Here is a 13958-nt window from a genome sequence, read left to right as displayed (position 1 = left end):
ATGACTGAGCAGCAGCGGGAAGAGCAGCGCACGGGGTTCCTGCGCAAGATCGTGGGGTGGCTGCGGGCCGGCTATCCGGAGGGTGTGCCGGACGGCGATTACGTGGCGCTCTTCGGGGTGCTGCGCCGCAAGCTGACCGACGAGGACATCGAGGCGATCGTCGAGGAGCTGACCGCGGACCGGCCGGAGGCGATCACCCACGAGGAGATCCACGACTTCATCCTCGCCCACGCCATGCAGCAGCCGAAGAAGAAGGACATCGCCCGGGTCTCGGCGCGACTGGCCGCCGGCGGCTGGCCGCTGGGCGACCCGGACGAGGAGCAGGGCGGCGAGGACGACGAGCCCGGGACCGGCGAGGCCGACGGCCCGACGACGGGTCGTATCTGAGCGGCCGTCCCGGTCTCCTTGAAGGGCATCAGCCCTTCAGGAGGTCACAGACATGAGCATCGACGTGCAGCAGCCCAGGCGCCACGACATCGTGGGCCGGACGGTCCTGGTCGCGGGTACGGCCGGCGGGGCCTTCGAGGCCAGCTACGTCGTCCGGGTGACGGACGGTCACGACGAGGTCACCCAGGCCTTCATGGCCGGGGACGGCGTCGGCGGCCACGGGCAGTTCCAGGTCCGCGTGGACGTCTCGGGCGCCGGCTTCAGCCGTGCCAAGGCCAAGGTCGAGGTCTTCCACAGCTCGGCCCGTGACGGCTCCGAGCTCGACCGCGTGGTCGTGCCGGTCGTCCTGGGCGGCCAGGTGGTGTCCGGCTACACCTCCTACCTGGAGCACGTGGTGGTGGCGGGGGAGACGCTCTGGGCGATCGCCCAGCACTACTACGGCGACGGGGCCCGGTACCACCGGCTGGTGACCGCCAACCCGCGCATCACCGACCCGGACGTGATCCATCCCGGCGACGTCCTTCGGGTCCCACGCGCCCTCTGACGCGCAGTCCTCGCGCGAGTCGGACCTGTCCGACGGGCCCCTGCCGACCGGCGGTGCCCGGCATACCGGAGAATGGCCGGGATGCCTGCCGACCCGAGCACGACCGAGCCCACCCTGACCGACCTCGTCCCTCCCGGGGACGCGGCGCGAGACCCTGACGCCCTCTACGAGGTCTTCGCGGGCTGGGCGGCGGACCGTGGGACGCCGCTCTACCCGCACCAGGAGGAGTCGCTGCTGCACCTGCTGGACGGCAGCAACCTGGTGCTCTCCACCCCGACCGGCAGCGGCAAGTCGCTGGTGGCGACGGCCGCCGCCTTCATCGCGACGGCGGAGGAACGGGTGACCTTCTACACCGCGCCCATCAAGGCGCTGGTCAGCGAGAAGTTCTTCGAGCTGTGCCGGATCTTCGGTGCCGACGACGTCGGCATGCTCACCGGCGACGCCACGGTCAACGCCGACGCCCCGATCGTGGTGTGCACCGCCGAGGTCCTGGCCAACATCGCGCTGCGCGAGGGCGAGGGCGCCGACATCGGCATGGTCGTCATGGACGAGTTCCACTACTACGCCGAGGCGGACCGCGGGTGGGCCTGGCAGGTGCCGCTGCTCACCCTGCCGCAGGCGCAGTTCGTGCTGATGTCGGCCACGCTGGGCGACATCACCCCGATCGTGGAGGACCTGACCCGCCGCACCGGCCGCGAGACCGCCGAGGTCACCGGCGTGCAGCGCCCGGTCCCGCTGCACTTCGACTGGGTGATGACCCCGGTCAACGAGACCGTCGCCGAGCTGCTGGAGCAGGACAGGGCACCGGTCTACGTCGTCCACTTCACCCAGAAGGACGCCCTGGACCGTGCCCAGGCGCTGATGTCGGTGCAGCTGCTGTCCAAGGAGGAGAAGGAGGCCGTCCGGGACAAGATCGGCGCCTTCCGGTTCACCGCCGGGTTCGGTCGCACCCTGTCCAAGCTGGTGCGCCACGGTGTCGGGGTCCACCACGCCGGGATGCTGCCGCGCTACCGGCGGCTCGTCGAGCAGCTGGCCCAGGACGGTCTGCTCAAGGTCATCTGCGGCACCGACACCCTGGGCGTGGGCATCAACGTGCCGATCCGCACCGTGCTGTTCACCGGGCTGGCCAAGTTCGACGGCACCCGGCAGCGGATCCTGCGCGCCCGGGAGTTCCACCAGATCGCGGGGCGCGCCGGCCGGGCGGGCTACGACACCGTGGGGTATGTCGTGGTGCAGGCCCCCGAGCACGCCATCGAGAACGCGCGCGCGATCGCCAAGGCGGGGGACGACCCCAAGAAGCAGCGCAAGGTGCAGCGCAGGAAGCCGCCGGACGGCTTCGTCTCGTGGACGAAGGAGACCTTCGACAAGCTGGTCGGCGCGCCCCCCGAGCCGCTGGTCTCCCGGATGAAGGTCGACCACTCGGTCATCATCAACACCGTCGCCCGCCGCGGCGACCCGGTCGCCCACCTGGCCCGGCTGCTGCGCGACAACCACGAGGACCCCAGGCGGCAGGCAGGGCTGGCCCGCAAGGCCGTCGCGCTCGGCCGCTCGATGCTCGACAGTGGCATCCTGGTCCGCCTGGCGTCCGCGGGCGAGGACGGCAGGACCGTCGACCTGGCCCCCGGCGTCCAGGAGAACTTCGCCCTCAACCAGCCCCTGGCGCCCTTCGCGCTCGCGGCCGCGGAGCTGTTCGACAAGGACGACGACTCCTACGCCCTCGACCTGGTCTCCGTCGTCGAGGCGGTCCTCGACGACCCGATGCCGGTGCTGCGCGCCCAGCGCTACCGGGCCAGGGGCGAGGCGGTGGCCCGGATGAAGGCCGACGGCCTCGACTACGACGAGCGGATGGCCGAGCTGGAGGAGGTCACCTGGCCGCGTCCGCTGGCCGAGCTGCTCGAGGGCACGCTGGAGATCTACCGCCAGTCCCAGCCGTGGGTGCCGGTGGACGCGCTGTCGCCGAAGTCGGTGGTGCGCGACATGTGGGAGCGGGCGATGAGCTTCACCGAGTTCGTCGGCTACTACGAGCTGGCCCGCTCCGAGGGGGTGCTCCTGCGCTACCTCACCTCGGCCTACCGCACGCTGCGCCAGACCCTGCCCGAGGCGGCGATGACCGAGGAGCTGGAGGACCTGGTCCACTGGCTCGGGGAGACGATCCGGCAGACCGACTCCTCGCTGCTGGAGGAGTGGGAGGCGCTGACCGATCCCGAGCTGGTCGCGGCCGCCGCCGAGCGGGCGGCCTCCGGCGCCCCGGTGGTGCCGACCCGGCCGATCACGAGCAACGAGCGGGCCTTCCGGGTGATGGTGCGCAACGCGCTCTGGCGGCGGGTCGAGCTGGTGGCCGACGACGGCTGGGAGGCGCTGGGCGACCTCGAGGCGCAGGTCGCCGCGCTGCCGGAGCCGCCGCTGGACCCGGTGATGACCCGGGCGGACTGGGACGACGCGCTCGAGGCCTACTACGACGACCACGGGTCGGTGGTGCTGGACGCCGACGCGCGCGGACCGCAGCGGCTGCGCGTGGAGGTGCTGCCGGGGGAGCGCTCGACCCTCACCGACGGCCGCCCGGGCCGGGTGTGGCAGGTCGCACAGACCGTCACCGACCCCGAGGGCGACCTGGACTGGGTGGTCGAGGCCGAGTGCGACCTCGACGCCTCCGACCTCGTCGGCGAGCCGGTGCTGCTCGCGACCGCGATGCGCCGGCTCGGCGGCTGAGCCCTCAGCCGGTCCGGCCTGGCGGCCTCCGCGCCTCCGAGCCGCCTCCCGGCCCGCCGAGCCGCTCGGTGAGGGAGCCGAGGACGGCGCTCCAGCCGCGGCGCGGACTGTCCGTGCCGTCCGACTCGACCGCCATGGCGTGCGTCAGCTCCACCAGGGTGCTGTCGCCGCCCAGGTCGGTGAATCCCACGTGCACGAGGTCCTCCTGCTCGCCCGCCCCCCACGCCCAGGTCATCAGGATGGCGGGCTCCTGGGTGCCGCCGAGGTGCAGGTAGGTCCCCTCGGCCCGCAGTCCGGCCCGCTCGGACCAGATCCGGAACCGGCCCCCCTCCCGGGCGTCGATCTCGAAGCGGGTGTCTGGGTGCTCGGGCCACCACCAGGTGGCCAGGAGGTCGGGGTCCAGCCAGGCGGCATACACGTCGGCCGCCGGGGCGGCCACCATCTGGCTGAGGAAGAGCTGCGGGCCGGGGAGCTCGTCCAGCCGGTTCAGCTCCGGCCCGCGCGGGGCGAGGGTCGAGGCGAGGTTGGCCAGCACGAGCTCCCACCCCGCCCGGTAGTCGTCCACACCCGCCGCGCGGGTCCGGTGCCGCACGGTGACGAGGGTGCGACCGTCGTGCTCCGTCAGCTCGACGCGCACCCGGTCCTGCGCGGCCTCACCCGCCCAGGCCCACGACAGCTCGAGCAGCCGCGGCTGCTCGACGGTGAGCACCTCGCCCTCGACGCCGGTGTCGCCCTCGGCGCTGCGGGCCGACCACCGCCCTCCCGCACGCGCCTCCATCTCGTATGCCGTGTCCTGCCAGTGCGGCCACCACCATCGGGCGAGGCCCCCGGGGGTGGTCCAGGCCGTCCAGACCTGCTCGGGCGTGGCGTCCACGGTCCGGGTCAGGACCAGCTCGGTGGTGCTCTCCTCGGTCGGTGCGCTCATCGTCGGTCCTCCGTGGCGTCGGTGTCGTGCGTGCCGTCGGTGTCGGCGGCGGGCTCGGCACGGTCGTCGTGCGTGCTGTCGTCGGTCGCGAAGCTCGCGGCGAGGGCCTCGAGCCGCTCGGTCCACAGGGAGCGGGTGCGCCGTAGCCAGGCCTCCGAGCCGGCCAGCGTCTCCGGCTGGAGACGCACCGTGACCGTGCGCCCGCGCTTGGTCCGCGAGACGAGCCCGGCCTCCTCGAGCACGCGCACGTGCTTGAGCGTGGCCGGGAGGCTGATCGCCGCCTCGGCGGCCAGCTCGGAGACCGAGGCCTCGGTCGTGGACAGCCGCTGCACCATCGTGCTGCGCGACCGTTCGCCGAGCGCGGCGAAGACCGCCACGTGGTTAACCATGTGGTTAAGTGTGCGCCCGCCCCGGCGTGCCGTCAAGCGCGCCGGTGCCGAGGCGCGCCGGGGGCGACCTGGGCTCACCACCCTGGCGCTGCCGGCGCCTGGCCGCCCGTCTCGGGGTCGGCGCTCAGTCGCGGGCGTGCGAGCGCGCGTGCAGCGCGCGCACGGGCTCGGCGAGTTCGGGCACCGGGCCAGCCACGACCGCCGACGGCACCACGGTCGTGATCGGCAGCGGCGCGACAGGAGCGGGCGGCGCCCCCAGCTCGCCCAGCCAGCCGGTGAGCTGCTCTGAGCTGGAGGCGATGACGATCCGGCCCAGCCCGACCCAGCCGTGCGCCGCGGCGCACATCGGGCAGTGCTCGCCGGAGGTGTAGACCGTCGCCCCCGCCCGCTCCACCGGTGTCAGGTGGTCGACCGCCCACAGCGCGATCGCCAGCTCGGGATGCCGGGTGAGGTCCCCGCCGGAGACGTGGTTGTGGTCCTCGAGCAGCACCTCGCCCTCCTGGCCGACCAGCACCGACCCGAACGGCTCGTCCCCGGCCTCGACCGCCCGGGTCGCCAGCTCGACGCAGCGGCGCAGGTGGACGAGGTCCTGCTCGGTGATCATGGATGCGCTCATGGGCACAGCATCGCAGGAGGCCGTCGAGATGGTCGAGCCCCGAGGTGCGCACGGCCGGCCCGGCCCGTCACCGGCCTGCGCTCTTGCCCGCCCGGGCGCGGCTGGGCAGGAAGTGGAAGATCGTCCAGTAGAGCACGCCGATCATCAGGCCGCCGCCGACGATGTTGCCCAGCGTCACCGGCAGCAGGTTGTCGACGTAGAAGGCCGACCAGGTCAGGTCGGCGAAGTCGCTCTGCTCCAGCCCCGTGCTGCTCCAGAATCCCGCGCCCGCGTCGTTCTTGACGAGGATCGCCAGCGGGATCATGAACATGTTGGCCACCGAGTGCTCGAAACCGGTCGCCACGAAGAGCGCGATCGGCATGGTGACGGCCAGGATCTTGTCGGTCGTCGTGCGCCCGGAGTAGGCGGCCCAGACCGCCAGGCAGACCATCAGGTTGCACAGCACGCCGAGCACGAAGGCCTCGAGGAAGGTGTGGTGCACCTTGTGCAGCGCGGTGCTGAGGACGACCGCACCCCAGCCCCCTTCCGCGCTCTCCCAGGTCCCGCCGACGAAGACGAGCGCCACGATGGTCAGCGCCCCGAGGAAGTTGGCGACGTAGACCACGACCCAGTTGACCAGCAGCTGGGTCCAGGTGATGCGGCCGCTGGCCCGCGCGGTCAGGGTCAGGGTGGAGCTGGTGAACAGCTCGGCCCCGGTGAGCACGACGAGCGCCAGGCCGGTGGAGAAGACGATCCCGCCCATCACCTTGGCCACCCCGTAGGGGAGGTCGGCCGCCCCGACCTGGCTGGTCGTGAAGAAGACGAAGCCCAGCGCGATGTAGCCGCCCGCGGTCAGGCCCAGCAGGAAGGACTTCAGCGGTCCGCCGGTGGCCTTGGCGTAGGCGGCGTCCTCGGCCGCCCTGGCCATCTGGTCGGGCGAGAGGATCGTGACGGAGTCGGACATCGGCTGCTCCCCGGGGTGCACGGCCCGCCCGGACGGCGAGCAATCTACTACATAGAATAGTAAGGAGCGGGTTCCGTCAAATCCACCCGCGACGTGACGTACGACACCCCCGCCGGTCCGGGTGGACCGACGGGGGTGTCGTGAGGTGCGTCAGGCGCGCGGTCGGTGGCTCATTCGGAGCCGGGCAGCGCGGGGAGCACGTCGGGGTTCGCCTCGAGCCAGGCCTCGACCGCCTCGGCCTCCTTGCCCTCGCCGTACTCGTTGACGACCATGTCCTCCAGGGAGCCGTACTGGTCGTCGTCCAGCTTGAGCTGGCCGATCCAGTCGGCGGCCTCCGGGAACTCCTCGGCGAAGCCCTTGTTGCCCAGGAAGTGCAGGCCCTCGGGCTCGCCCATGGCACCCTTCGGGTCCTCCAGGTCGCGCACGGGGAAGGAGCTGTTGGCCCAGAACGGGCGCCACAGGGTGACGACGATCGGCTTCTCGTCGTCGACCGCGCCCTGCAGCTCGGAGAGCATCGCGGTGGTGGAGGAGGTGACCAGCTCGTAGCTGTCCTCGAGGCCGTAGGCCGGCATCATCTCCTCGGAGGTCACGCGGGTCAGGCCGGCGCCGGGCTCGATCCCGATGATCTTGCCGCCGAACATGTCGGCGTTGTCGGCCAGCTCGTCCAGCGAGGTGATCTCGACGTAGTCGGGCACCGCGATGGTCAGCTTGGCGTTGCCGTAGTAGGTGCCGAGGTCCTCGATGTCGTCGCCGAACTCCTCCATGTAGTCGGCGTGCGTGACCTCGGGCCACGCGGAGGGGTACATGTTGACGTCACCCGCGGCCACGCCGGCGTAGAGCAGCGCAGCCTCGGAGACGGTCTGCATCTCGACGGTGTAGCCCATCTCCTCCAGCTGGTTCTGCAGCAGGTAGGCCATGCTCAGACCGTCGGTCCAGGCGGGCAGGAAGCCCATCGTGATGGTGCCGGAGACGTCGCCGCCGGCCGCGGCGCCGTCAGCCTCGGACGCGCTCTGGGTGTCCTCGGCGCCGGTGCTGCCGGTGTCGGTCCCGCCGTCGCTGCCGCAGGCGGCCAGGACGAGGCTGGCGGTGGCGAGCGTGGCCAGCGTGGCCACGGAGCGGCGCTTCATCGTGGTGGTCCTCATGTCGTGTGTTCCTTTCAGTCGGAAGGGGGGTTCAGATGTTCGAGATCGGCAGCTGCTTCGGTGGGGCGGTGGACGTAGCCTCCTCGGCGGCGTCCTCTGCCTCCTCGACCGGGCGCCTGCGCCCGCTCCGGCGTCGGAGGAGGGCCAGCAGCGAGCCGGGGTGCTTGCCGGGCGTGCCCAGCGCGGCGGTGACGCGGTCCAGGAAGATCGCCAGGATCACCACGGCGATGCCGGCCTCCACGCCCAGCGAGGTGTTGAGCCGGGCGATCGAGGAGACGATCAGCTTGCCCAGGCCGTCGGCGCCGGTCATGCCGGCGATGACCGCCATCGACAGGGCCAGCATGATGACCTGGTTGATGCCGGCCATGATCGTCGGCACCGCCAGCGGCAGCTGGATGCCACGGAGGATCTGCCAGGGCGAGGCGCCGAAGGCCTGCCCCGCCTCGACGGTCTCCTGGTCCACCTGCCGGATGCCCAGCTCGGTGAGCCGGACGCCCGGCGGCAGCGCGAAGATGATCGTGGCGAAGGCACCGGGCACCAGGCCGATCGAGAAGAAGATGACGGCGGGGATCAGGTAGACGAAGGCCGGCATCGTCTGCATGAAGTCCAGGATCGGCCGCACGATCGCGCTCACCGTGTCGTTGCGGGCGGCGAGCACCCCTACGGGGACGGCGACGATGACGGCGATCAGGGTGGCGATGATGACCAGCGCCAGGGTCTGCATGGCCGCCAGCCACATGTCCATCGAGATGATGAGCATGAAGCCGATGGCCGTCCCCAGCGCCAGCTTCCAGGAGCTGACGAGCCAGCCGACCAGGGCGAAGATGACGACCATCACCAGGGCCGGCGGCCAGGTGAGCACGTCGATGAGCCCGTTGACCACGGTGCTCACCAGCGTGCTGAACCCGTCGAGCAGGAAGGTGAGGTTGTCGTCGATCCAGTCGAAGGCCTGGTCGGCCCAGTCTCCGATCGGTACCTGGGGCAGCAGGCTCTCCTCGGCGGTGCTCATGCCGGGACCTCCTCACCGGTCGTCGGGGCGTGGGGATCGCGGGCCTCGCCCGAGGGAGGCGCGTCCACCCCGTTGGGCTCGTGGGAGAGCGCCGCGAGCAACGTCACCCTGGGGATGAGCCCGGCCAGCCGGCCCTGCTCGTCCACGACCAGCAACGGCGACTCGCGCCGTGCGGCGTCGGCCAGCAGGTCGGCCAGCGGTGTCTGCAGGGTCACGGTGGTGGCGCTGCGCTCGGTCAGGGGCAGGACCGCGCTGCCCTCGCGCACGGCGCGGGCGATCTCGCCCGGCAGCACCACGCCGACCGGGGTGCGGTCGCGGTTGACCACCGGAAGCGCGTTGAGCTGGTGCTCGCGGATGAGCTTGTGCGCCTGCTGCGGACCCTGCTCGGCGCCGATGACCACCGCGGGCGGCTCCATCACCGAGCCGGCCGTGAGGACCTTCGCCCGGTCCACGTCGTGGACGAACTTGGCGACGTAGTTGTTCTTGGGGTCGTTGAGGATCTGCTCAGCCGTGCCGATCTGCTCGATCCGCCCGTCGCGCATCATCGCGATCCGGTCGCCCAGTCGCATCGCCTCGTTGAGGTCGTGGGTGATGAACAGGATCGTCTTGTCCAGCCGCTGCTGCAGCTCGACGAGCTGGTCCTGCATCTCGCGGCGGATGAGCGGGTCCAGGGCGCTGAACGCCTCGTCCATGAGCATGATGTCGGTCTCGGAGGCCAGCGCGCGGGCCAGGCCGACGCGCTGCTGCATACCTCCGGACAGCTCCCCGGGCATCGAGCCACCCCAGCCGGACAGGCCCACCATGGACAGCGCCCTGGTGGCGCGCGCCTCGCGGTCGGCGCGGTTGATGCCCTGCACCTTCAGGCCGTAGGCGGCGTTCTCGCCGACGGTGCGGTGCGGCAGGAGGGCGAAGTGCTGGAAGACCATCGAGATCTTCTCCCGGCGCACGCGGCGCAGCGCCTCGCCCTTGAGCCGGGCGAGGTTCGCCCCGTCGATGACGACGTCGCCCGCGGTGGCGGGGTGCAGACCGTTGATCATCCGGATGAGGGTCGACTTGCCCGACCCGGACAGGCCCATCACCACGAAGATCTCGCCCGGGGCGACGTCGAAGCTCGCGTCGATGACGGCCGGGGTGAGCCCCTCGGCGCGCAGCTCCTCGCGGGTGGCGCCACGCTCGAGGGCCTCGACGCCGCGTTGCGGGCGTCGGCCGAAGACCTTGTAGAGATGTTGTGCGGAGATCAGTGGCAAGGGCTGGGTCCCTCCTCGGGAGCGGTCTCGGCCCGGCTGGGCCCGGTCCTCACGCGGGTCCCGGGCGGCGATGCACCCGGACGGTCACGGAAGGTCCGGGAGCCAGGCCGTACTCGACCGTAGGACCGTGCGGGTGATGCGCGCCACTCGCTGCCCCCCAAAACAAGGTTTCGTGATCCTTCCGTGATCCTTTCGTTGCTGAGTCGTGATCGAGGTATGCGGTATCACGCGGGCCCGGGCGCGCGCGCCCGCGCGCGGGGTCGCGTGCGGCACCGGCCTCAGCGCAGCAGCGGCCCCAGCCAGCGCTCGGCCTCCTGCAGGGTCCAGCCCTTGCGGTCGGCGTAGTCCTGCACCTGGTCGGCGTCGATCCGGCCGACGGCGAAGTAGCGCGAGCCCGGGTGGCCGATGATCAGCCCGGAGACCGAGCTGTTCGGGCGCATCGCGCCGTGCTCGGTCAGCTCCATCCCGGCGGCGCGCTCCACGTCGAGCAGACGCCACAGGGTGTGCTTCTCGGTGTGGTCCGGCTGGGCCGGGTAGCCCGGCGCCGGGCGGATCCCGTCGTAGCGCTCCTTGATGAGGTCGTGGACCGGCAGGTCCTCGTCCGGCGCGTAGCCCCACAGCCGGGTGCGCACCTCCCGGTGGGCCCACTCGGCGAACGCCTCGGCGAGCCGGTCCGCCAGGACCTGGACCATGATCGCGCCGTAGTCGTCGTGCTCCTCCTCGCGCAGCCGTGCCGCGAGCTCCTCCGCGCCATGCACCGAGACCGCGAAGGCACCCACGTGGTCGCCGGCGGGCGCGACGAAGTCGGCGAGCGCGGCATACCCGCCCTGGGCGCGGTGCCGCTGCTGACGAAGGGTGTGCAGCACCACCCGCTCCGCCGTGCCTGCGTCCTCGCCGACGGGCACCTCGAGCACGATGTCGTCGCCCTCACGGTGCGCGGGCCACAGCCCCACGACTCCGCGCGGGGTGAGCAGGCCCTTCTCGAGCAGCCGGCGCAGCCAGGCCTGCCCGTCGGCCCAGGTGGCCCTGGCCTGCTCCCCGACCTTGGGGTCCTCGAGGATGCGTGGGTAGGAGCCGCGCAGCTCCCAGGCGGTGAAGAACGGCGTCCAGTCGACGATCTCGACGAGCCCCTCCAGCGAGGGCGCGAGCACCCGGGTGCCGACGAAGGTGGGAGGGACGGGCACCGGGTCGCTCACCGCGCGGCTGGAGGAGCGGGCCTGCTGGAGGCTGACCAGCCGCACGTCCTTGGCGCCGTGGCGCTCGCGCAGCTGCGCGTACTGCACGCCGACCCGCTCGCGCAGCTTGTCCTCGTGGTTGATCGCGTCGGCGGCGATGCCCACCGCGCGCGAGGCGTCGACGACGTGCACGACCGTGCCCTCGTAGGCCGGGTCGATCTTGACCGCGGTGTGCGCCGCAGAGGTCGTGGCGCCGCCGACGAGCAGCGGGGTGGTCAGCCCTCGGCGCTGCATCTCGGTGGCCAGCGAGACCATCTCGTCCAGGCTGGGCGTGATGAGGCCGGAGACCCCGACGAGGTCGGCGCCGAGCTCGTCGGCGGCGTCGAGCAGCTGCTCGGCGGGCACCATGACGCCCAGGTCGGTGACCTCGTAGCCGTTGCAGCCCAGGACGACGCCGACGATGTTCTTGCCGATGTCGTGCACGTCGCCCTTGACCGTGGCCATCACGATCCTGCCCTTGCCCGAGGAGGCGCCCACACCGTCGGCCAGCTTCTGGGCCTCCAGGTAGGGGGTGAGGTGGGCGACCGCCTTCTTCATCACCCGGGCGGACTTGACCACCTGCGGCAGGAACATCTTGCCCGCGCCGAACAGGTCGCCGACGACGTCCATCCCGGCCATCAGCGGGCCCTCGATGACCTGCAGCGCCGAGCCGAGCTCGACGTAGGCCTCCTCGGCGTCCTCGACGGCGAAGGTGTCGATCCCGTGCACCAGGGCGTGCCGGAGGCGCTCGGCGACGGGTGCGTCGCGCCAGGCCAGCCTGGCCGCGGCGGCCGCCGACCCGCCGCCGCCCTCGCCGGTCTGCTCGGCCTTGATCTTCTCGGCGAGCGCGACGAGCCGCTCGGTGGCGTCCTCACGGCGGGCGAGCACGACGTCCTCGACCACCTCGCGCAGCTCGGGCTCGATCTCCTCGTAGACGCCGAGCATGCCGGCGTTGACGATGCCCATGTCCAGCCCGGCGCGGATCGCGTGGTAGAGGAAGACGGTGTGCATCGCCTCGCGCACGACGTCGTTGCCCCGGAAGCTGAAGGAGACGTTGGACACGCCGCCGGAGACCAGTGCGCCGGGCAGGTTCGCCTTGATCCACGCGGTCGCCTCGATGAAGTCCAGCGCGTAGCGGTCGTGCTCGCTCATGCCGGTGGCGACGGTGAGGATGTTGGGGTCGAAGATGATGTCGTGCGCCGGGAACGGGTCCGGCAACGCCTCCGAGCCGGTGGTGAGCAGCCGGTAGGCACGCGCGCAGACCGCGACCCGCCGCTCGAAGGAGTCGGCCTGGCCGGTCTCGTCGAAGGCCATCACCACGACCGCCGCGCCGTGGCGCCGCACCACCGCGGCCCGCCGCAGCAGCTCGGCCTCGCCGTCCTTGAGCGAGATGGAGTTGACCACGCCCTTGCCCTGGAGGCAGCGCAGCCCGGCCTCGAGGGCCTCCCAGCGCGAGGAGTCGATCATCACCGGCACCCGGCAGACGTCGGGCTCCCCGGCGAGCAGGTTGAGGAAGTGCGTCATCGTGGCCGGGCCGTCGAGCATGCCCTCGTCGACGTTGACGTCCACCAGCTGCGCGCCCGCCTCGACCTGCTGGCGCGCGATCGCCACAGCGGCGTCCCAGTCGCCCTCGGTCACCGCCCTCTTGAACCTGGGCGAGCCGGTGATGTTGGTCCGCTCGCCGACGTTGACGAAGTTGACCTCCGGGCTCACCGTGAAGGCCTCGAGCCCGGACACCCGCAGGTATGGGGTGCCGCTCGCGTCGGTCGGTCGCGGCGTCACCCCGTCCACGGCCGCCGCGATCGCGGCGATGTGCTCGGGGGTGGTGCCGCAGCAGCCGCCGACGACGTTGAGCAGCCCGTCGCGGGCCATCTCGCCCAGGACCTGGGCCATCTCCTCGGGGGTGTCGTCGTAGCCGCCGAAGGCGTTGGGCAGGCCTGCGTTGGGGTGGACCGAGGTGAGCACGCCGGGCAGGGCGGCGTGGCCGATCTCGCGCAGGTGCGGGCGCATGGCCGCCGCGCCGAGCGCGCAGTTGAGGCCGATGGAGAAGAGGTCGGCGTGCTCGGTGGAGACCGCGAAGGCCTCCGGCGTCTGGCCGGACAGCGTGCGACCGGAGGCGTCGGTGATGGTGCCGGAGAGCATGACCGGGACGCGCGGCATACCCCGTGCCTCCCGGTCGGCCTGCACGTCGGCGACCGCGTGCAGCGCAGCCTTGGCGTTGAGGGTGTCGAAGACGGTCTCGACGAGGATCAGGTCGGCGCCGCCCTCGAGGAGCGCGGCGGCCTGCTCGGTGTAGGCCCCGCGCAGCTGGTCGTAGGTGATCGTGCGGTGCTCCGGACGCCCGACGTCGGGGGACAGGGAGGCGGTCCGGTTGGTCGGGCCGACCGACCCGGCGACGAAGCGGGGGCGCCCGTCCTGCGCCTGCACCTCGTCGGCGACCTGCCGGGCGAGCCGCGCGGCGGCGACGTTGACGTCGCGGACCAGCCCCTGGGTGCCGTAGTCGGCCTGGGCGACCGAGGTGGAGCTGAAGGTGTTGGTGGTCAGGATGTCGGCGCCCGCGCGCAGGTAGGCGCGGTGCACGTCGGCGACCACGTCGGGGCGGGTCAGCCCGAGCAGGTCGAAGTTGCCCTTCAGTGCAGTGCCCTCGTGCGCCTCCCAGGCCGGGCCGGACCCGTGGAAGTCTGCCTCGACGAGCTCGACCTGTTGAAGCATCGACCCGTAACCACCGTCGAGGACGAGGATCCTTCGGTCTGCCTCGGCCCTGAGGGGGTGCGCATGGGCGGATGCTTCGGTGACGAGAGTCTCGGGCGGCACTCCCACACTCTAGAGCGGC

11 protein-coding genes are annotated in these 13958 nt (G+C 72.0%); 3 read left to right on the top strand and 8 right to left on the bottom strand.

Annotation, left to right across the window (positions count from 1 at the left end; genetic code table 11):
* From DV701_RS08690 to DV701_RS08680, 3 genes are all read left to right on the top strand, one after another.
* Nucleotides 1-387 (top strand): DUF3349 domain-containing protein, encoded by a 387-nt coding sequence (locus DV701_RS08690; protein ID WP_114927964.1) that lies wholly within the window; start codon nucleotides 1-3, stop codon nucleotides 385-387.
* 52 nt (nucleotides 388-439) lie between these two features.
* Nucleotides 440-931, top strand: a complete 492-nt coding sequence (locus DV701_RS08685) for a LysM peptidoglycan-binding domain-containing protein (RefSeq protein WP_114927963.1) — start codon at nucleotides 440-442, stop codon at nucleotides 929-931.
* A gap of 81 nt (nucleotides 932-1012) precedes the next feature.
* Nucleotides 1013-3640 carry a DEAD/DEAH box helicase gene (locus DV701_RS08680; RefSeq protein WP_114930937.1) on the top strand — a complete coding sequence of 876 codons (2628 nt, stop codon included), beginning with the start codon at nucleotides 1013-1015 and terminating at the stop codon, nucleotides 3638-3640.
* Nucleotides 3641-3644: 4 nt separating this feature from the next.
* On the opposite strand, the gene DV701_RS08675 is transcribed toward DV701_RS08680, so the two are convergent.
* The 8 genes from DV701_RS08675 to metH all read right to left on the bottom strand — a co-directional run bounded on the left by DV701_RS08675 (nucleotide 3645) and on the right by metH (nucleotide 13939).
* Nucleotides 3645-4565 carry an SRPBCC family protein gene (locus DV701_RS08675; RefSeq protein ID WP_114927962.1) on the bottom strand — a complete coding sequence of 307 codons (921 nt, stop codon included), beginning with the start codon at nucleotides 4563-4565 and terminating at the stop codon, nucleotides 3645-3647.
* Complete coding sequence (locus tag DV701_RS08670; RefSeq protein WP_114927961.1) at nucleotides 4562-4954, bottom strand: ArsR/SmtB family transcription factor; 393 nt, start codon at nucleotides 4952-4954, stop codon at nucleotides 4562-4564. Before DV701_RS08670 ends, DV701_RS08675 begins: the two co-directional genes overlap by 4 nt.
* Before the next feature lie 124 nt (nucleotides 4955-5078).
* Complete coding sequence (locus DV701_RS08665) at nucleotides 5079-5570, bottom strand: nucleoside deaminase (protein WP_202863671.1); 492 nt, start codon at nucleotides 5568-5570, stop codon at nucleotides 5079-5081.
* A 67-nt stretch (nucleotides 5571-5637) separates the two neighbouring features.
* Nucleotides 5638-6513 carry a formate transporter FocA gene (gene focA, locus DV701_RS08660; RefSeq protein ID WP_114927959.1) on the bottom strand — a complete coding sequence of 292 codons (876 nt, stop codon included), beginning with the start codon at nucleotides 6511-6513 and terminating at the stop codon, nucleotides 5638-5640.
* 170 nt (nucleotides 6514-6683) lie between these two features.
* Nucleotides 6684-7655: a glycine betaine ABC transporter substrate-binding protein gene (locus DV701_RS08655; RefSeq protein ID WP_228255287.1), complete on the bottom strand. Its 972-nt coding sequence runs from the start codon at nucleotides 7653-7655 to the stop codon at nucleotides 6684-6686.
* Between the two features lie 31 nt (nucleotides 7656-7686).
* The gene (locus DV701_RS08650) at nucleotides 7687-8664 is read right to left on the bottom strand and encodes an ABC transporter permease (RefSeq protein ID WP_114927958.1); all 978 of its coding nucleotides are present in this window, start codon (nucleotides 8662-8664) and stop codon (nucleotides 7687-7689) included.
* Entirely contained in the window at nucleotides 8661-9911 is a 1251-nt protein-coding gene (locus DV701_RS08645; protein ID WP_114927957.1) for a quaternary amine ABC transporter ATP-binding protein, read from the bottom strand. Before DV701_RS08645 ends, DV701_RS08650 begins: the two co-directional genes overlap by 4 nt.
* Nucleotides 9912-10189: 278 nt before the next feature.
* Nucleotides 10190-13939, bottom strand: a complete 3750-nt coding sequence (gene metH / locus DV701_RS08640) for a methionine synthase (RefSeq protein ID WP_114927956.1) — start codon at nucleotides 13937-13939, stop codon at nucleotides 10190-10192.
* Nucleotides 13940-13958: the final 19 nt, after the last annotated feature.

It is taken from the genome of Ornithinimicrobium avium (genome assembly GCF_003351765.1).
Classification (GTDB): domain Bacteria; phylum Actinomycetota; class Actinomycetes; order Actinomycetales; family Dermatophilaceae; genus Ornithinicoccus; species Ornithinicoccus avius.
The sequence above is the reverse complement of the archived record's forward strand: the minus strand, read 5'-3'. Positions and strand labels throughout refer to the sequence as shown.